19 protein-coding genes are annotated in these 20489 nt (G+C 37.8%); 18 read left to right on the top strand and 1 reads right to left on the bottom strand.

Translation table 11 applies throughout. The annotated features are described in order from the left end of the window. Positions 1 to 36: 36 nt before the first annotated feature. From P9M13_10755 to P9M13_10745, 3 genes are all read left to right on the top strand, one after another. On the top strand, positions 37 to 1443 hold the full coding sequence (locus tag P9M13_10755) for a sugar transferase (protein ID MDP8263764.1): 1407 nt from the start codon (positions 37 to 39) through the stop codon (positions 1441 to 1443). A gap of 2 nt (positions 1444 to 1445) precedes the next feature. After that, positions 1446 to 2540: a UDP-N-acetylglucosamine 2-epimerase (non-hydrolyzing) gene (gene wecB, locus P9M13_10750; protein ID MDP8263763.1), complete on the top strand. Its 1095-nt coding sequence runs from the start codon at positions 1446 to 1448 to the stop codon at positions 2538 to 2540. A gap of 224 nt (positions 2541 to 2764) precedes the next feature. Beyond that, positions 2765 to 4921, top strand: a complete 2157-nt coding sequence (locus P9M13_10745; GenBank protein ID MDP8263762.1) for an alpha/beta hydrolase — start codon at positions 2765 to 2767, stop codon at positions 4919 to 4921. A 20-nt stretch (positions 4922 to 4941) separates the two neighbouring features. On the opposite strand, the gene hemW is transcribed toward P9M13_10745, so the two are convergent. Next, positions 4942 to 6066 carry a radical SAM family heme chaperone HemW gene (hemW, locus tag P9M13_10740; GenBank protein MDP8263761.1) on the bottom strand — a complete coding sequence of 375 codons (1125 nt, stop codon included), beginning with the start codon at positions 6064 to 6066 and terminating at the stop codon, positions 4942 to 4944. Between the two features lie 200 nt (positions 6067 to 6266). Between hemW and rplU the strand changes: the two genes are divergently transcribed. The 15 genes from rplU to P9M13_10665 form a co-directional block, all read left to right on the top strand. Next, positions 6267 to 6602 (top strand): 50S ribosomal protein L21, encoded by a 336-nt coding sequence (rplU, locus tag P9M13_10735; protein MDP8263760.1) that lies wholly within the window; start codon positions 6267 to 6269, stop codon positions 6600 to 6602. Positions 6603 to 6614: 12 nt separating this feature from the next. Then, positions 6615 to 6875, top strand: coding sequence for a 50S ribosomal protein L27 (rpmA, locus tag P9M13_10730; GenBank protein ID MDP8263759.1), 261 nt, complete (start codon positions 6615 to 6617; stop codon positions 6873 to 6875). Positions 6876 to 7001: 126 nt separating this feature from the next. Further along, positions 7002 to 7997, top strand: coding sequence for a GTPase ObgE (obgE, locus tag P9M13_10725; protein MDP8263758.1), 996 nt, complete (start codon positions 7002 to 7004; stop codon positions 7995 to 7997). Positions 7998 to 8024: 27 nt separating this feature from the next. Continuing rightward, positions 8025 to 9170, top strand: coding sequence for a glutamate 5-kinase (gene proB, locus P9M13_10720; GenBank protein ID MDP8263757.1), 1146 nt, complete (start codon positions 8025 to 8027; stop codon positions 9168 to 9170). A gap of 243 nt (positions 9171 to 9413) precedes the next feature. Further along, the gene (locus P9M13_10715) at positions 9414 to 10670 is read left to right on the top strand and encodes a glutamate-5-semialdehyde dehydrogenase (protein ID MDP8263756.1); all 1257 of its coding nucleotides are present in this window, start codon (positions 9414 to 9416) and stop codon (positions 10668 to 10670) included. Positions 10671 to 10722: 52 nt separating this feature from the next. Next, complete coding sequence (gene nadD, locus P9M13_10710; GenBank protein ID MDP8263755.1) at positions 10723 to 11316, top strand: nicotinate-nucleotide adenylyltransferase; 594 nt, start codon at positions 10723 to 10725, stop codon at positions 11314 to 11316. 49 nt (positions 11317 to 11365) lie between these two features. Continuing rightward, positions 11366 to 11701: a ribosome silencing factor gene (gene rsfS / locus P9M13_10705; GenBank protein ID MDP8263754.1), complete on the top strand. Its 336-nt coding sequence runs from the start codon at positions 11366 to 11368 to the stop codon at positions 11699 to 11701. Next, the gene (gene argS / locus P9M13_10700) at positions 11694 to 13388 is read left to right on the top strand and encodes an arginine--tRNA ligase (protein ID MDP8263753.1); all 1695 of its coding nucleotides are present in this window, start codon (positions 11694 to 11696) and stop codon (positions 13386 to 13388) included. Before rsfS ends, argS begins: the two co-directional genes overlap by 8 nt. Positions 13389 to 13423: 35 nt before the next feature. Then, positions 13424 to 14206, top strand: coding sequence for an ABC transporter permease (locus tag P9M13_10695; protein ID MDP8263752.1), 783 nt, complete (start codon positions 13424 to 13426; stop codon positions 14204 to 14206). Between the two features lie 9 nt (positions 14207 to 14215). Next, complete coding sequence (locus P9M13_10690; GenBank protein ID MDP8263751.1) at positions 14216 to 14950, top strand: ATP-binding cassette domain-containing protein; 735 nt, start codon at positions 14216 to 14218, stop codon at positions 14948 to 14950. A gap of 10 nt (positions 14951 to 14960) precedes the next feature. After that, positions 14961 to 16025: an MlaD family protein gene (locus P9M13_10685; GenBank protein ID MDP8263750.1), complete on the top strand. Its 1065-nt coding sequence runs from the start codon at positions 14961 to 14963 to the stop codon at positions 16023 to 16025. Further along, positions 16022 to 16930, top strand: coding sequence for a tetratricopeptide repeat protein (locus P9M13_10680; GenBank protein MDP8263749.1), 909 nt, complete (start codon positions 16022 to 16024; stop codon positions 16928 to 16930). Before P9M13_10685 ends, P9M13_10680 begins: the two co-directional genes overlap by 4 nt. Positions 16931 to 17230: 300 nt before the next feature. Further along, positions 17231 to 17866: a hypothetical protein gene (locus P9M13_10675; protein MDP8263748.1), complete on the top strand. Its 636-nt coding sequence runs from the start codon at positions 17231 to 17233 to the stop codon at positions 17864 to 17866. Between the two features lie 86 nt (positions 17867 to 17952). Next, positions 17953 to 18510 carry a hypothetical protein gene (locus P9M13_10670; protein MDP8263747.1) on the top strand — a complete coding sequence of 186 codons (558 nt, stop codon included), beginning with the start codon at positions 17953 to 17955 and terminating at the stop codon, positions 18508 to 18510. A 479-nt stretch (positions 18511 to 18989) separates the two neighbouring features. Then, positions 18990 to 20489: tetratricopeptide repeat protein (locus P9M13_10665; GenBank protein MDP8263746.1), on the top strand; the 1500-nt coding region annotated here is incomplete at its 3' end.

The raw sequence follows: 20489 nt of genomic DNA, 5'->3' as shown, positions 1-20489 counted from the left end.
TGTATTTAAATAATAATTTAATATGGGGAAACTATTATGTATTCTAAAGAGAAGAATAAAATAAAAATTGGGTTGGAAGCATTTTTTGACGCGATAACTATTGTCGTAAGTTTTTACCTGGCATATCACATTAAAACCCGGCATTTTCCGGTGGAAGTATCGTCGCTCTATCCTTTGCATGAATATCTGTGGCTGTTGTTGTTCATTGTGCCTTTGTGGCTGCTTATTTTTAATAAGCAGGGGCTCTATAAGGGCGTGAATCCATTTAATGCTGAAGCAGCCGAGATTGTACGTTCGGTAACGATAGGTATCTTAGTCCTTATTTTTGGACTGTTCCTCTGTAAAGTTCATTATGTCAGCAGGCTTTTTCTTGTGCTCTTCGGGGTTGTGAATATCCTTATGTTGATGGGCATACGCAAAGTATTGTCGCTTGTGATAGATCAGGTGTATCCGAAAGAGTATCGTACAAAGCATATTATTTTAGCCGGTAATCGCTCGGGTGTTACCAAGGGATCACAGGTTTTTAATGCTGAAAAGACGATGTCTGTCGCAGGGTACATCAATGTTGGGGCTTTTACGGGCAGTTCCGCAATAAACGATTGCCAGTATCTTGGGGATATAAAGGATATAACCGATATTATCCACGATCACCCGATCGATGAAGTTATTTTTATTGTTGAAAACGAACATTTTAGTCAGGTGAAAGACGCTGTTTTTTTGTGTGAACAGGAGGGTATAAAAGTAAGGCTTGTTTTTGAATTCTTTGATATGTCGAGTAGTAACATGTCATTTGATGATTATTATGGGATACCAACGATATCTATTAGCACTATCTCGCAGAATGTATGGCAGCTCTTTTTTAAGCAGATTATTGATTATCTTCTTTCATGTGTTATTTTGATCGTTTTATCGCCGCTTTTTATTTTGTGTGCGGTATTGATCAAGATGACTTCTGAAGGGCCTGTCTTCTACCATCAAATCCGTGTGGGCCTGCGGAGTAGGCTTTTCAATATGATTAAATTTCGTTCTATGGTTTTGAACGCTGATGAAATGAAAAAAGATGTGCAGGAATATAATGAAATGAGAGGCCCCTTGTTTAAGATGGATGAGGATCCTCGTGTTACGAAGGTTGGCAGGTTCATGAGAAAAACCTATCTCGATGAATTACCACAGTTTTTGAATGTGCTAAAAGGCCAGATGAGTATTGTCGGGCCCCGACCGGCATTGCCTGAAGAGGTGCAGAATTATAGAGCGTGGCAGAGAAGAAGGCTTACCATGAAGCCGGGTATAACCGGACTGTGGCAGGTGCAGGGCAGTGAAGTGAAAGATTTTTCTGAAAGCGTTAAGCTTGACCTGGAATATATTGATACGTGGTCGCTATTGTTAGACTGTAAGATCGCTCTTAAAACCGTATTATCGGTAGTGAAGTGTAAGGGAAGCTGAACATGAAAAAAGTGTTAGTAGTATTTGGTACAAGGCCGGAAGCGATCAAAATGGCGCCGATCGTATTGGAGCTCAAAAAACATCCGCGCCACATTAAGACCGTGGTATGTGTTACCGCACAGCATCGTCATATGCTCGATCAGGTATTATCTATCTTTAAGATAAAACCTGATGTAGATTTGAATATTATGCGGAAGAATCAGGATCTTACCACGCTTACAATAAATACCATGAAAAAGATCCATGGTGTTCTCAAAACCGTTAAACCTGACATCGTTTTGGTTCAGGGTGACACGACAACAGCGATGGTTGTGGGGCTGGAATGTTTTTACCAAAAAATAAAAATAGGACATGTTGAAGCTGGGCTCAGGACATTTGATCGGTTTCATCCGTTTCCAGAAGAAGTAAACAGAAGGATATTGTCGTCTGTAGCGGATTATCATTTTGCGCCCTCAAAACAAGCAGTGAAATATCTATTAAAAGAAGGTATTCGCAAAAGCACCATATATCATACCGGGAACCCAAGTATTGATGCGCTTCTCATGACACTCAAAAAGAACAAAAAGAAGAAACCTGTTTTTAATACGAAAAAGAAACTGATATTAGTAACTGCTCATCGGAGAGAGAATTTTGGTAAGCCGTTTGGAAATATTTGTAAAGCGCTTATGAAGATCGCTTTGAGAAATGATGATGTTGAAATTGTGTATCCTGTTCACCTCAATCCTAATGTGCGAAAACCGGTTTTTTCTATACTGTCACAGTCTGATAGAGTGCATCTCATAGAACCGTTAGAATACGACGGATTTGCTCTTATGATGAGTAAAGCGCATATTGTTTTAACTGATTCGGGTGGTGTTCAGGAAGAGGCTCCCTCGATAGGTAAACCGGTTTTAGTGATGAGAAAAACAACCGAACGACCAGAAGTTGTTAAAGCAGGTGCGGCGAAACTGGTTGGTACATCAGTTAAATCTATCGTTGATAACGTAGAGAAGGTATTACATGACAAAAAAGTGTATACCCGTATGTCGCGTTCTGCAAGCCCCTACGGTAAAGGTGACGCTTCACGGAAGATCGTCCGTGCGTTACACATTGTGTAGTACAAATAGGTTCCCGTAGGTCTTTATCCTAAAAAAATACGATTTACCCATATTCCCACCGCGTAGGAGTCACTTTGTGCCACCTTCGCGGTGATTTCACCTAGCATCTCTTCTTTACACAATTAATTATATAACACCGTGGCAGTCTCACGATAAAAATTATTTATCACTATTCAAAGAGGATAATATGAAGTATAATTTTGTCCATTAAATAGGGTAAACATATGTTCAGAAAAATTCATATTATTTTAACCGTAATAATCGTGGCAGTCTTATTTCAAGGCTGCGTTCATTTTCCTTCCAAGAGTGATCAGCAAACTCAAAAGGCAGAGCTCGAGCAGATCAAAGAGATGAGATCTAATCTGGATGCAACGATCGAGATGTGGGAAAATGCAATAGATGATCCATACACAAAAGATAGGTTGGAAGACGCTTATCTGGTGCTTCAGGATAAGTGTCGAACGACTGCAAATCGAAAAGGCGGCTTTTTCTCTGCGGAAGAAAAGACGATGTGCGAGATAACAAAGTATCCGTATGAAATATTCTTTAATGAACTCTACATCGAACGAAATGAACTAAAAAAGCAGTTATTCGATATTCTTACCCCGGGAACTGCTGCAAACGACTATTATAAACGTCCCTCTGAAGCTAATCTTGCAAAACTAAAAAATCTTTTTGCACAGGTGCATAAGTACTATATAGGAAAACCCTATACGTGGTATCGCTACTATAATAAGTATCTCTTTTCAAAATCACGTCTCGAACATTATAAAAAAGAATGGGAGGAACGTGACAGAGAATATAGAAAAATCTTAGAGACACCCGATCATCCTGATGAGGATTTTACTGAAGACCGTGCTGAATTTACCTTTGATCGTTTAAAAAAAGATTGTAGATATAATAACCTTGCCTGGTGCTGTGCGGTAAACGCTTTTTATCTCGCCGATGATTTCGATGATTATTATGAAATCCTTAAAGAAGAGGAAAAGTATGCCGAGCTTCGTAAAAAAGCAGGTCGCAACAAGGAAGTGGTAATTTTTATTCATGGCTTAGGCGCGGACCGCCATAACTGGAAAAAATTCCCTGAACTTTTATCGCGAGAAGATATTGCTAATCCATCACTAGATAGATATTTTAAGGTGTATGTTTTTCGCTACGACACGGTAGAAGATGAAAAAAGTGTGGAAGGGTTTAGAAGAGAATTTACTGGTTTTGTTAAAGACATATTGAGAATTGAAGAAGTAGACGCAGTTAATGTTGTCGCACATAGTTTTGGCGGTGTCACAACATTAAAGTTTCTTGTTAAATATCTTGATGATGATGAAAAAGGTCTCCTCGATATGAGTCAGCATGATAGAACGCTAAAGCTCATAGAGGGGTATTTGAGTGGCCAATATAAAAGGCCATTAAAAAGGTTTATCGGTGTTGCGCCATCCTTATCTGGAAGTGAGATGGCAAATATTATGACCGATTGGTTTAAAAAGGAGCCACCGCTGTATCAGCGAAATTTGCCACTATTTCGATCAGGAGTGCCAGTTGTAGGGGATGTGCAGGTAATGGAAAATCAAATCGGCAGCTCGGTGAATCTCACGTCCTTTAAAAGACTTGATCTTGAGCGGCCGCTAGATCCGCAGTATCTGGTCAATTTTCTCAGTGTTGAAGATCAACAGAAATATACTGAACAGGAGCGTGATAAATTGGACAGCATGAATGTAAAAGTACTTACAGTAATCGGTAATCCTTTTAACACAATGAATCCATTTAAAAAGCCTGAGGACGATGGTTTAGTTAAATGCTATAGCGCAAATCTGAATCATATTTATCTGGATGATGGAGACGGAAAAGAAGATATTGGATATAAAAAAGCACAAGTAAGACAGGTGAACGTCGGACACCATCAAATGACAGAAGTTACAAACCGTAACCAACAACAGTATAAGTATGTTGTATCATATCTTACCGATAATCTTATACCGCAAAAAGATCCTGCGCAATATACCGTAAAAAACTTTTTAGTAATTGCTCGTGTGTATCCAGAATATATTGATTATGTAAAGAATCCAAGCATGTGTTTCAGGACTGGAGCAGAAATCTATTATACGAAGGATGAACGATACGAACTCCCAAAAATCAATATACATGCCATAGCAAAATCTCCTAAAAATGAAGCGCTAAAGACAGAAAATGCATATGTGTATAGAGTGAGTTCAAATATTGTATCAGGAGTTATTTTCTTTGAAGGAAATGTTAGCGATCCTACCAAGTCTGGCTATGCAGTGTTCGAGATTAAAGCAAAAGGATATAAAACAAAATATGTGCGTTTAAAGGTCGCCGGCGGTGAGGTGACGTACGCGCCAAACCTTCTGATGGAAAAAGAGTAAGAATACTCTGCAAGAATATGTCATATCAAGGTTACAGCAATTTCGTCGTAAAACAATATCCCTTTTTTTGTTAGTCTGAGCTTATTATTTTCACATGTAATGAGCTTCTTTTTTACCAGAGACGCAATTTTTTGCTCATATGTGTGGCATGTGGCAGGGATATTGTCTATTTGTATTCCATGTATTATCCTTAATCCAAGTATGATTTTTTCCCAGAATTGTTTTGTTTCGGAAAGAGTAGGTTCTTTTCTTTTGCGAGCATGTGCTACATAGGTGGCAATATTCTTGCTATTGTTATAGCGTATATGATTAATGTTTGAATGAGCCCCAACACCTACGCCAATATACTCTTTTCCTGTCCAGTACCCTGTGTTATGTATTGAATGAAAACCTCGTGCAGAAAAGTTGGATATCTCATAGTGAGTATAGCTTGATTTTTTTAGTCTATTCATTATAGCGGTAAACATTTTAGCTTGTAGTGTATTGTTTATGTCCGGGATAGATCCCGAAAGAACCTGTTTGAATATGGGGGTGCTTTTTTCGATCGTCAGGCTATAGGTAGATATATGCTCGGGCGATAATGCAATTATTTCCTCTAGTGAATAAGTAAGAGAATGCATCTTTTGACCGGGAAGTCCATATATGAGGTCCAAACTGATATTGTTAAAACCGGCAGATCTTGACCATGTATATGCCTTGTGAATGTCATCAACAGTGTGTATGCGGCCGAGAAGAGCAAGCTCATTATCGATAAAGCTTTGGGCTCCTATGCTTAATCTATTTATACCTAGTGATCTATAGGTCTCTAAATTTGATTTTGAAACAGTTCCTGGGTTTACCTCGAGTGTTATTTCCGCATGATCTTCTAATTGTTTTGATTCACGAATTGCTTTTAGGATACGATTAATATGTGATGGGTTAATTGAAGAGGGTGTCCCACCGCCAAAATAGACGGTATCGATTTTATACTGCTTTATATGTGGATAATAGCTCTTAATTTCTCTAATTACGCCATTTATATAGTTATTGATTATTGTTTTGGATGGAACAGGGATAGAACAAAAGTCACAATAGGTACATTTTTTTATGCAAAACGGTATATGTATGTATAGAGCAATTGGTTCCATAAATTTACAATAACGCATTAGTACCCATGGTTAGCGGCATCTAATGGCTACTTTTAGCTCCTTTATTTATAATTATAACCTAATATCATAACGATGCTTGTGTAGAATATAGCGGCCTTTACCTAATAAGGCTTAAAATATTGTTGACAAAAAAGTGATAATAGTGTTTTATATTAACTCCTATTCTTTGTGTAAACAATCATTTTTTGGAGGATATTATGTTTGCGGTTGTTAAATCTGGTGGTAAACAGTATAAAGTTACTAAAGGGGATGTTGTTACCGTTGAGAAACTTGACGGAAATCCTGGAGATACAATTAATTTTGAAGAAGTACTTCTTATAGCCGATGATAAAAAAGTTGTTGTCGGAAAACCTTTTATTGAAAACGCTGTTGTTGTCGGCGAATTAGTTGTGCAAACAAAAGGTAAAAAGTTGATCGCCTATAAGTATAAAAGAAGAAAAGATTCTTCAAAGAAAATTGGACATAGACAACAAATTACCGAGGTTAAAATTCAAAAGATTAGTACTGAAGGAACACAAAAAAAAGAAGTATAACGAGGTGATATAATGGCGCATAAAAAGGGACAAGGTACATCAAGGAATGGTCGAGACAGTAATGCACAGCGTTTAGGCGTTAAAGCATATGGTGGACAGTATGTGAGTGCAGGCAGTATTATTGTTCGGCAACGAGGGTCGAGATTTAAGCCGGGGAAAAACGTTGGTGTTGGAAGAGATTGGACAATCTTTTCTCTGATCGACGGAATTGTATCATTTGACGGGCATAAATCTGTACGGCAGAAAATAAGCGTACAACCCGTACAGGCATAGTACCTGTTATCATAATAAAATATGAAAAGGATTCTGAATGGAGCGTTTACTCAGAATCCTTTTTTATTTCCGAAGATTTTATAGTTAATGCAAATGATCTACTAATCAAAAAGTGATGAGGATTCCGTGTTTATTGATAAAGTGAAAATATTTGTACGTGGTGGCGATGGCGGCAACGGATGTGTTAGCTTTCGTCGAGAGAAGTATATTCCCTACGGTGGCCCAAATGGAGGTAAAGGAGGCAATGGCGGAAGAGTCTCTCTTAAAGCGGACAGAAATGTCAATACTCTCCTTGATTTTAGGTATCATCCACATATCAAAGCCAAAAGCGGTAAAAATGGCATGGGTAGTGATATGCATGGCGAGGACGGCAAAAGCGTGACTCTGATGGTTCCTGTAGGCACCGTTATAAAAGACGTTGAAACTGAACAAGTTATTTATGATTTTACCGAGCATGGCGAAGTGTATGTCGTTGCAAAAGGTGGACTAGGAGGACGAGGAAATACAGCATTTAAGAATTCGACAAATCGTGCTCCACGAACACGTGAGGAAGGACAGCCAGGCGAAGACAAAACGTATGGTCTAGAATTAAAATTAATAGCTGATGTAGGGTTAGTGGGTAATCCCAATGCGGGGAAATCAACCCTCATTAACGGTATATCAAATGCACGCTCAAAGATTGGTCGGTATCCTTTTACTACGTTATCTCCTGTTTTAGGTGTTGTGACTTATGACCGGTATGACACGGTTGTTATAGCTGATATACCAGGTATAATAGAAGGCGCCCATAAAAATATAGGACTCGGACATGATTTTTTAAAACATATTGAAAGAACAAAAATGTTAGTATACGTCATCGATTGCGCAGGGTATGATGGAAGAGACCCGCTAAAAGATTACGATTCTATAAGAGATGAATTACGTTTATATAATATCGCATTGCTCGAGAAACCATATATCGTAGCGTTAAACAAAATTGATTTATCTGTTGCAGATGAAAATGTCGATAAATTCATAGAGACCATTGGGCTAAAAAAGGATATAATATTCCCGATTTCTGCGGTGACGGGAAAAGGCGTCAAATCGCTTTTAGAAAAAATCAGGACTGTAATACATGAATAAGAAATAAATAAAAAAGGTACTGTTTCAATGCATGAATTAAATCAAAAATTTAGAGAAGATATTTTACGTAAGGTTAAGCGCATAGTCGTGAAAATAGGGACTAATGTGTTAACTGACAGTAAAGGCTTGATTGATAAAAAGCAAATAGCTCATATTGCACAGCAGGTTGTTGACTTAAAGAAGCGCGGGTATGAAGTGGTGCTTGTATCATCAGCTGCTATTGGTGCAGGTATGGGAGAATTGAAAATAAAATCACGTCCAAAGTCTTTGCCGCAGCTTCAAGCAGTGGCGTCTGTCGGGCAATGCGCGTTAATGCGTGAATATCATCACTATTTTAAAGAGCTAGGGGAAAATACAGCACAAATACTCCTTATTAATGATGATCTGAAGGTGCGTACCAGGCATATAAATATACGTAACACGATATGTAATCTTCTTACCCTGAATGTGATTCCTATAGTAAATGAAAATGATACGGTGAGCACTGATGAGATTAAATTTGGGGATAATGATTATCTATCGGCTCTTGTTACTAATCTCATTAAGGCCCAAATGCTTGTTATGCTTACAAATGTCGATGGGTTGATAGATTGTTCTCAAACAGGAGATGTCCGTAATGGTCATGTTGTTTCAATCGTGGAAAGCGTTGATCAGAAGGTCGAAGAGCTCTGTCACGTGAAAAAATCACAACTCGGTACCGGCGGTATGAAGAGCAAACTCAAAGCGATAAAGAATGTCAATCGCGCGGGTGAAGCGGCTGTTATTGTTAATGGTCTGCAAAATAATATATTAATAGATTTATTTGAAGGTAAAGATCTCGGAACAATATTTCTTCCCAAGAAAGGCAAAATGGCAGGAAGAAAACGCTGGATTGCTTTTTTTGTAACACCTGCGGGAACTATTACTATTGATGAAGGCGCTGAACATGCGCTTAAGGGTGGCGGAAAGTCACTTTTAGCGTCTGGAATTATTGATTGCGATGGTGATTTCCTAAAAGGCGATACGGTGAGCGTTCTCAATACGCAGGGAGAAGAAATGGGGCGAGGGATATCTTATTATTCTGTTAGCGAAGTGCAGAAAATAAAGAAACTGAAAACAAAAGATATTGAAAAGGTGCTAGGGAAAAAAGAACATGACGAGGTGATTCATAGAAATCATCTCGTACTTTTATAGAGACCAGAGACAAGAGACCACAGACTGGTCCTGCTGTAAGCTGTAAGTTATATGCTATAAGACAAAATAATAAATAAAAAAACAATACCTAATATTTTATACCAGAGACTAAAAACAAAGAAAAAACAAAAAAAACGAGATCTAAGGTCTTCAATAAACTATGAACCATGAACGATCCCCAAGGGGACTATACTCAGAGAAATTTATAAATAAATTTCATGGGTGTGAACTAGGGACGATAACATGAACTATGAAAAATATATTATATCTGTTGCTTCGCGTGCACGAAAAGCGGCATTAGAATTAGCCGTTATATCAACTGCAAAGAAAAATAAAGCCCTAAAACAAATGGCAGAGGATATTAGTAAGAATAAAAAGCATATTCAACGTGCAAATGAGAAAGATCTGATTAGTGGACGTAAGAAAAAGTTATCTGAAGCACTTTTAGACAGACTTACATTAACCGATCAAAGAATTAATGACATGTGCGATGGGTTAAGACAAATAGCGTGCCTAAAAGACCCTGTTGGGCAGTGTATCAACCAGTGGAAGACGCCTCATGGGTTATTAATACAAAAGGTGAAAGTTCCTATAGGAGTTATTGCCATTATTTATGAATCACGTCCTAATGTTACTGCAGACTCGAGCGCATTGTGCGTGAAGTCGGGAAATGTTGTTATTTTACGTGGCGGATCTGAAGCTATACATTCAAATATGATGATAGCCGATATTCTTTCCGCATCATGTAAGAAAGCAGGATTGCCTACTGACACTATACAGCTAATAAAATATACTGATAGGGCATTAATGAAGCCGCTTTTGGTGCAAAACGAAAGTATAGATCTGGTTATCCCTAGAGGTGGAGAAGGGCTTATTCGATTTGTCACTGAGAACTCTACAATACCTGTCATAAAACACTATAATGGTATTTGTCATGTGTATGTTGATAAAAATGCGGATATCACGATGGCAAAAAATATAATAGTAAACGCAAAGACACAGCGTCCGGGAGTGTGTAATGCGATAGAAACTGTACTTGTGCATAAAGATATTGCGCAAAAATGTTTACAGGTTATTGCTGATGCTTTGAGAGAAAAAGATGTTGAGATTAGAGGTGACATGCGTGTGAGAAAAGTCGTTAAGGGTGTTAAGCCGGTAACGGCGAAAGATTGGGATACGGAATATTTAGATTTAATATTGTCTGTCGGTATTGTTAATAACATTAACGATGCTATAGCTCATATTAATACGCACGGTTCAAAACACTCTGATACTATTGTTACTAAAAACAAGAAGGCGGCACAAGAATTTTTATCCAAGGTCGATTCTTCGGCAGTATTCCATAATGCGTCTACCCGTTTTAATGACGGTGGTCAATTTGGTTTTGGTGCGGAGATCGGTATCAGCACAGATAAAATACATGCTCGCGGTCCAATGGGCCTCAATGAGCTCACAACATACAAATATCTTGTAATGGGAAACGGGCAAATAAGATCGTAGTGCGTGTCACGAATAAAAAGTCGTGAGAGATTATATTTGCCGGATATAAAAAATGAAAATATGTTTGTTTGGGGGAACCTTTAATCCTATTCATAATGGTCATTTATATATTGCGCAGATGGCCCTGGAACAGTATAGACTGGGTAAAGTGATTTTTATTCCGGCTTATATTCCGCCTCATAAGAGGAATAAAAATATTATTGACCCGAAAGACCGTATGCATATGATACGGTGTTCGATAAAAGGAAATAATGCATTTACCTTGTCAGATATCGAGATTGTCAGGGGTGGAACGTCATATTCTGTAGATACTTTGAGATCTATGAAAAAGATAATTTCTGAAAACGATGAATTATTCTTTCTTATGGGTACTGATAGTATGGCTGACTTTCATTCGTGGCATCAGTCTCAAGAGATAGTTAAGTTATGTAAAATAATATCTTATGAAAGGCCCGGTTGCCTGTATAATGAAACGTTAGCTGGGATGGGTACGCTTAAAAAGTATTTTTCTCGATCAATAAAAGGTTTTCCCATTGCTGTATCATCGTCAGATATCAGAAAGCGAATAAAAAATAATATAAACATAAAATACATTGTGCCTGAGAAAGCTGAGAAATATATTAAGCAAAAAGGCTTGTATTTGTAGGGGGTGTGCTATTAAAAATAAAAAAACTGATGCAAAAAAATTGGCTCTTATGTGTGCAAAGATTGCGGATGAAAAGAAGGGAACCGATATCATTTTGTTTGATATTAAAGAGATTTCCTCTGTCGCTGATTATTTTGTTTTTATTACTGGATCGAATAATAAACATGTAAAAGCACTTGCTGAAGAAATTGGTTGCACGAACAAAAAAAAGCATAATATTCATTATTATCATATGGAAGGGCTTTCAGACTCTAAGTGGGTGATTATAGATTATTTTGATGTTGTTATACATGTATTTACTCCTGAAGCTCGACAGCATTATGATTTGGAACGTTTATGGGAAGATGCTCAGAAAATTACATATGGAACTGTAACAGATGAATAAAGTTATAACAGAAATTATAATATCTTCGCTGAAAAATACACTGAATCAGATGTGTTCAGATTCTGGAATATCTCCAGAGACACTTCCCGACATACTGTTAGAAACACCATCGGACAAACAATTTGGTGATATATCAACAAATTGTGCTTTGCAGCTTGCCCGAACGTTTAAGAATGCACCGCCCAAAATTGCTCTCGGCATAAAAGAGGCGCTTGATAATGACCCTGCACTTTCGGATACTGTTCAAGAGATAAAGATCGCGGGACCGGGGTTTATCAATTTTTACTTAACTCAGCATGCATGTCACATAATGCTGAGAACTATTCATGAACAGGAAAAAGATTATGGACGTGTCAATGTTGGGAAGGGTAAAAAGGTCATGGTTGAGTTTGTCAGCGCAAATCCCACTGGTCCTCTGACTGTTGCGCATGGCCGTCAGGCAGCTGTCGGTGATACGCTAAGCCACATCCTCTCTTTTGCAGGATATGATGTCACACGAGAATATTTAATCAATGACAGAGGAAAACAAATACATATATTAGGACTCTCTGTGTATGCACGGTATAAAGAAAAACTTGGTAAAGGGGATTCTTTTCCGGAAGATGGATATAAAGGAGCATATATTTATGATATAGCTCAATCGATAATTGATAAAGACGGTAATAAGTATCTTAACAGTACACAAGAAGATGTTATTCCTTATTTTATGGAATATGCCTCAAACACAATACTAGAAGATATCAAACATGATCTCACTGAGTTTAATGTGCGATTTGACTCATGGTTTAGTGAAAAAAAGTTTGCCCAAACCACAAAAATCGAGGCAGTGTTAGAGACGTTAAGGGAAAAGAAGCTTACCTATACCGACGAGGGCGCCTTATGGTTTAGATCAACGCAATATGGCGATGACAAAGATAGGGTGCTTATAAAGAATACCGGTGACATGACCTATATTACCCCTGATATTGCTTATCACGATGATAAGTGTAAAAGAGGGTATGAGATGCTTATAAATTTATGGGGCCCTGACCATCATGGATATATTCAGCGTCTCAAAGCGTCTTTAACAGCGTTAGGCTATGACGAAAATATACTTACCGTTGTTATTGTGCAGCTTGCAACATTGTTTCAGGGCGACACGCGGCTTTCTATGTCAACACGTGCCGGAGAATTTATATCCTTGCGTGAAGTAATTGATGAAGTCGGTGTAGATTCTGCGCGATACTTTTTCGTGAGGAGAAAGACAGACAGCCACCTTGATTTTGATCTTGAACTAGCAAAAAAACAAAGTTCTGATAACCCTGTTTATTATGTGCAGTATGCACATGCACGTATATCAAGTATTTTTAAAAAGGCACGAGAAGAAAAAGGTATTTATATCACCAAAGAGTTACTGCAGAATGCGCGTCTCGAATTATTGAATGAGCCTGAAGCGCTTGATTTATTGAAGTTTCTTGGAAGGTTCGAAGATATTGTTGGTATTGCCGCAGATAAGCTTGAGTCGCATTGGATTCCACTCTATTTAGAAGATCTTGCAAGTAAGATGCATGTGTTTTATACTCGATGTAGAGTGTTATCGGATGATGAAGAACTGACACTTGCGCGTTTAACGCTTATTGACGCTGCACGAATTGTTATCGCAAACGGACTGCATCTCTTAGGGGTAAAAGCGCCATGCCGAATGTAATGCATAGATACTGAAATAGTCCATAGGGGTTAAAAATGGATATTCTACATGCTTTAGGGGTGCCGGTCGTAAGATATATACGTATCCTTGTAGATTTTAATATTTTTGTCTATAAAACAATACTTTCATTTAAAAGAAACCTCAAGCATGGAAAACATATAATACTTCGAGTTACTTCTTTTCAGGTTCTTTTTACTGCTGTTGACGCGATACCCCTTGTTATCCTTCTGTCAGTATTTCTTTTTTCAGCAATTATCATGCAAGTAGACATGTTTGTGCCACAGGTAGGTGCAGGCATATTTCTTGGTAAAATATTTACGATATTGGTTGTGCGTGAGCTTGCGCCGCTCATTATCTCATTTATCTTAATTGCACGTTCCGGAACGGCAATTGCCGCAGAATTAAGTTCTATGGTTGTAAATCAGGAAATAAATTCATTAAAGGTGCTGGGAATAGACCCATTATATTTTATTGTAGCGCCGCGTGTGATTGGAATGACGATATCTCTTTTATGTCTGTCATTTATATTTACCGTGGTTACCATCGTCGGTGGAATGTTGCTATCTAATTATTATTTGTATGTGCCGACCGCTCAATATATGGATGGTGTCTTTTCGTCAATTACTCCGCTTGATATAGGGATAAATATTTTTAAAAGTATCTTGTTTGGTTTTATTATTTCTTTTATCTGTTGTTTTTATGGGATATCCACGCGTTACGCATCAACGGAAATACCGCAAATGACAACGAAAGCAGTGATAAGTTCTTTTTTCTGGTGTTTTATTATAAGCGCATTTATAACGGTACTATATTATTAAGGTGAGCAGATGAGTGGTGTCGTTACAATAAAAAATATGTCGTTTACTTTTGATGGGAAAAATATCCTTAAAGATGTGAACATAACAATAGAAAACGATAAACTCTATTGTATGATTGGTCCTAACGGTGGGGGAAAAACAATACTCTGTAAACTCATGGCCGGTATATATGAGCCTACATCAGGCACTGTCGATGTTACGATTGATGGTAAGCAGTATCCGATGTGTGATGCTGTTAGTGAAAGAAGAATTGCTGCTGGTTTTGTTTTTGAAACAGGTGGACTGATAAGTAATATAAGTGTTAGAGACAATATTGCACTTCCAAAGCAGTATTTTAAAAAATACAAAAAAGCTGAAACAGAAATAAAAATAGATGAGATTATTGACTATTTAGGGATCAGATCTTTGATCAATTATCGTCCGGCTCAAATGAGTATGAGTAAGAGGCGGATAGCTAATATTGCAATGGCGCTTGCAAACGAGCCGGATATAATCATTTATGATAATCCTGTTCTCGGTCTTGATATTGTTAGTGCAAAAGCAATAAAAAGTTTGATTAAGTTGATAAAAGAGAAGTATAATATGGTCACAGTGGTGGCCACTAATGATATATGTTTTGCAAAGGAAATTGCTGATAGTTTGATATATGTAGATCAGACCGTTGTGATGTGTGATGCACCAGAAGTTGTTCTTCATAGTGACAATGTTTTAATAAAAGAATATTTAGCAGGGGAAAGTCTATAAAGGAATCCTTATGTCATTTAGAACTAAATATGTAGAGCGTGTTGCAGGAATGTTTGTTATTGGTGTTATTTGTTCGGGGCTTGTGCTTCTTTTGATTGTGTCAAGACAGCAGGACTGGTTTGCGAAAACATATATTCTTAAAGGTCAATTCAATCATGGAACAGATATACATCTTGATACAGTGGTGTCTATGGAAGGTATAGCGATTGGGAAAGTAAAAGATGTAAATTTTAATGAGCAAAATAAAATAGAAGTACTATTATGCATTAAAGAAAAATACCAAAAACAGATCAGAAGCAATTCTTTTGTCTCCATTGTAACACCCAATATCCTGAGAAGTTCCGAACTGCAAATTACTCTTGGTTCCGTTGAAAAACCGATTCTTAAAAACGGTGCTTTTATCAATGTTCGTACTGTGAAAGAAGTTACCATGCAGGATTTGATGTTTGTAACAAGTTCAATGGTACAGCTTCTTAAAGATGTATTGGATCCCGACGGTCCTTATAAGAGCCTTTTTGTGAAACTCGATACGATTGCGAAGAAGATAGCAGAAAACGATAGTTCGGTTTTTTCGCTTCTTTGTGATGATGGAAAGCTTTTTAGAGATACGCGAGATCTTGTTGAATTTTTGAATAATTATCAAAAAGAGAATAATTCATTGCCCATTCATATAACGGATAAATCAGAACTCTTTATCAAGCTCAACACAAAACTTGATAGTCATTCGAACGTGCTGGCAGAGCTTATGGAAAACATGAATGTTATATCTAAGCGCGTTGTCGATAATCAAGGCATGGCCGGTGAAATAGTTTCAAATAAGCAGTTGTATAATGAAACATTGAAATTTATGAGAGAAAGTAAAACTCTTATCGATAATCTTAATCTTTTAAGCAATGAACTCAAACTTGTTCTGCCAAAATTACCCGAGCTTATAGATTCTGCAAATAAAGGTATGAGTGAAATGCAGGAAGTTATGGGGGCGGTTAAACGCTTACCGTTTATCAGAACAGGTATCAGAGAAGAACAAACCTATAAGCCAATAGAGTTTGAAGGCAGGATTGAGCGCAAAGAATGAAAAATAACTATTCCCCGCAAATGAAGAATCTCTGTTACATCACAATTGTTGCATGCTGCCTTGTTTCGCTTGCTGGGTGTAGCATTGCCCCCCCTGAGAAAAAGGGGATGAAACACATGGCAGCTAATATGTCTCGTGATGCTGAGAAGGCATATATGAAAGGACAGATAGAAAGCTCTTTATTTAATCTCATAGGAGCTTTAGAGCTTAACAAAGCTATTGATAATCTGCCTGGAATCGCGAGGAATTTGAATGATATGGGATGCATTTATGTGCGCCTTGAGAAATTTGATGAAGCACGAATGCATCTTGATAATGCACTTACTATTAACAGAGAAACGAATGATTATTCTGGACTAGCAACAAATTATGTCAATATTGGAAATATATATGAAATGCAGGGTGAAACGGACAATGCGGGGAAATGTTTTGAAAAAGCTCTGACTTTTTCAAGAAAGTCAGGACAACAAAGCGATGTAGCAATACGCTTAAATAATTACGGAAAGTTTTTGTATCGGCTCGGCAAAACTAAAAAAGCAGCAGCATGTTTTGATGAAGCAATTAGTATTGCGCGCAGCATTAAAAATGAATTTATCCTTGCAGCAGGAATGAACAACAAAGCGAATATATTGGAAGATAATAAAAAGTATACTGAAGCACGTACTTTCTATAATGAGGCTTTGCGTCTCGATAAGAAAAATGAAAATGTGGAAGGTATTGCAATAGGGCTCAATAATCTTGCCGGGTTGTATGAAAAAAGGGGTGAGCTCAAAAAGGCGCTTATTTATTATAAGAGATCAAAATCAGTATATGAATATTTGCGTAATAAGAATAAGATCCTCGCATGTGAAAAAGCTATCAATAGACTATCCTCACAAGTAATCATTAAGCCGGAACAATTTTAATAACTATTAATTAATATCATTTCGAAAACACAAATTCACAAAGCTTATACCCGTCAATAAGCGTCTGTATGGCAAACTTTATTACGGATTCAAGCCAGTAGCAATTCTAGGATAGTTGTAACGCTCTTGTATATATAGGGATATAAATAATACCCTTGTAAATAAGAGTATGTAGTAAAATGGAACGTTTTATCTGTATTTCCGTCTATTATATATGAAACAAGTATTTTTGGCATTTTTAAGTTGATATCAAAACGTTTTTTATATAGTATGTACGCTCATGTATGAAGGAGGTCAATAATGACAGAAGAGCAAAAAGAACAAAAATCAGAAGAATCTGCAGAAGTTAAAGAGGAAGTTGTAGCTCCTCAGGAACAACCTGCTGAGAAAAAGGATGAGAATTCTGCTCCAGTAGAAGAGAAAAAAGAAGAACCTGCAGCTGAAGAAACACCGGCACCGGAAGCAAAAGAAGAAGCACCCGCTCCGGTAGAAGAGAAAAAAGAAGAGCCAGTAGCCGAAGAAATACCGGCACCGGAAGCAAAAGAAGAAGCATCCGCTCCGGTAGAAGAGAAAAAAGAAGAGCCAGTAGCCGAAGAAACACCGGCACCGGAAGCAAAAGAAGAAGCATCCGCTCCAGCAGAGGAGAAAAAAGAGGAAGCTGCTTCTGAAGAAGCGCCAGCTCCTGAAGTTAAAGAAGAAGCTCCTGCACCAGTAGAGGAGAAAAAAGAGGAAGCGCCAGCACCGACAGAAGAAAAAAAAGAAGCCAAACCTGAAGAGGTTAAGATTCCTCGCGGTAAAGGTGCTCGCCCAAAATCATGCGCGAAGTGCAACAAGGCTTTGCAGAAAAAAGCGTGGTATTATAGAAACGGTAAGTATTTTTGTAATCAGAGATGCTATAAAGCGTCTATTGCGCCGAAGGACGATAAGTCTGCATAGGGTTCACGTTAGAATCGTATGCTTTTAAGTGTTATAAAGATTTCACGAAGTGACTTTCATAACATTCAACTAAAAGGAGAGTTGTTATGAAAAAAAATATCGGTATAAGTGTTGCAATAATTGTTGGTATTATTGTTATTTGCCCGAGCGTTTTTTCCGGTACGATCGAAGACATCAGAAATAAAGTCGGTTGGACTGATAGGATGCAACAGGGTGGGAATGTAAAGAATGTTATTGAAATACAATCTGTCAGTAAAGGCGTGGTAAATAGCTGGGTTAAAGATCAAGGCGTTGGCATGCGGATGCTCCGCTGTATCAACGTAAAGTTCAAGGTATATCAAAACGGTAAAGTCGAGCTGCCATACATAAAATGTTATGTGTATGACAGAAATCGAAAACTTCTAAGAACATTTAATCGATATCTTGAATTAACATCATCAGGAAGTATGCAACCGGCAATATTAAATGTTTTTGATGGTAATCGTACAACGACAATACAATTTGTTTATCCTGAAACGTTGGATTTTAAGTACGCAATAGCGGTCGTTGGTAATGATACTAACGGTGTTTTTGCAAGAACGTTACCGCGAAATGCAGATCTGAATAATTTTTCTTTTCCTGAGAAAACATTGTTGAAAAAGTAATTGATTAAAAATGAAAAGTAAAAGGCACTCCGGTTAAATGGGGTGCCTTTTTTATGTTTCAATATTTCAATATAACGACACCATGTAAATTGATCCGCTTTATTCTCAAACTTGATTATTCTGATGTAATCCCAATGTTTTTGGGTCCAATTTTTACTCCTTCATACCTTAATCCGCGTACTTGTAAAAATTTTAGAATATACTGTTTCGACTGATGAATTCCCTTCCTGGACGAGTTCTGGGGACGATTGAGCTAGCCCGGATTTAACGGACAAAATGTTTCAAAACACCACAAATGCACCATAATGAAGCATAACATGCTCGCCTTTATGTAGTTTTCAAGGGGATAAAGTTGGCACGATATATGCTGTACTATAAAAGAGGAGAAAATCATAAAGATGAAGAAGAGAATGAAAAAATTGATAAAAGATATTTTATAAGGTAGGATAATGCGACAAAAACAATGAAAGGAAAATACCGTGAAAACAAGATACGGATCGCGCATGCTGATATTGTCATTACTTCTTATGTTTGTTTATTTCTGTACATATACCCCCGTGGCATCTTCTGCTGTGTCGAACATTAGAGTATTGCAGCAGGCGCGGACAAAAAATCTGCAGGCAGTGACAAAAGCGAAAAATGATCTCAATAAAGCTCAGGGGGAACTTAATAGGGCTAATAATCCTTCCTTATTAAACTCTTTGAATAAAAACGTCCTCGATGCGGCAAAAATAAAACTCGCGCTGCAGAAAAAATATAATTTTGCGACTCATGAAATTGACCAGGCTAAGGCAAGGAAAAAGAGTCATGAGCAGAAATTGAACGCCGCAAAAAACGCGACAGAGAAAAAGAAAGTTTCATACAATGAATCCAGGAAAAAATATTATGAATACCAAAGCCAGGCGGCAACTGCCTTTAACAATATGCAACCCGGCTTTCATAATAAAATTGGTGCTCCTCCGAAGAGCCAGGCGTACAAGAAGAAATGGAGACTTATTCATTTAAAAACAATGAAACAAGCCGAAAAATATAAGCCCTCAGTGGAAATAGCACGTAAGCAATTGTTGGCAGCATATAAACATGAAAAGCAAATTAAGGGAGATATTAATAACGCGCAGAGAGAAATCAACAAAAGCATAACAGCCGCCCATAATGCGGAAAGGGAACGGATACACGCCGAGACAAAGGCGAAGAACGATGCAAACCGGTTGAAGGCAAAAAACCTGGCCATAAAAAAAGCAAACCTAAAAGTGGCCGTAGCGGAAAGTGCATTAACATCTGCGAAAAATAAACTAAGCGTCATAGATAAAAAAATCGATACCCTAAAGCAAGCTGCTGCAAAAAAAGCTGCTATTGCAAAGAAAGCTGCTATTGCAAAGAAAGCCGCTATTGCAAAGAAAGCTGCTGCTGCAAAGAAAGCCGCTATTGCAAAACAAGCTGCTATTGCAAAACAAGCCGCTATTGCAAAACAAGCTGCTATTGCAAAGAAAGCCGCTATTGCAAAACAAGCTGCTGCTGCAAAGAAAGCCGCTATTGCAAAACAAGCCGCTATTGCAAAGAAAGCTGCTATTGCAAAGAAAGCTGCTATTGCAAAGAAAGCCGCTATTGCAAAACAAGCTGCTATTGCAAAGAAAGCCGCTATTGCAAAGAAAGCTGCTGCTGCAAAGAAAGCCGCTATTGCAAAACAAGCTGCTATTGCAAAACAAGCCGCTATTGCGAAACAAGCCGCTATTGCGAAACAAGCTGCTGCGGTTGATACTAGAGCTGCAGGGGCACATAATATGCAAGGGCAAATCCATTTAGCAAAAGGAAATTATCCCGCAGCTATTACTAGTTTTAAGAATGCGATAAGGCTTAATCCTAAACTTGCAGGCTCATATAGCGGACTAGGGCAATGCTATTTCAAAAACAAAGATTATAAAAACGCCAGTCTTAATTTTAAAAAGCTGACAGGGCTTACTCCCGGATCCGCGTGGGCG

Source organism: Candidatus Ancaeobacter aquaticus (assembly GCA_030765405.1).
Lineage (GTDB): Bacteria > Auribacterota > Ancaeobacteria > Ancaeobacterales > Ancaeobacteraceae > Ancaeobacter > Ancaeobacter aquaticus.
Note: the sequence above shows the minus strand (reverse complement) of the source record. Positions and strands in the feature narration are given on the sequence as shown.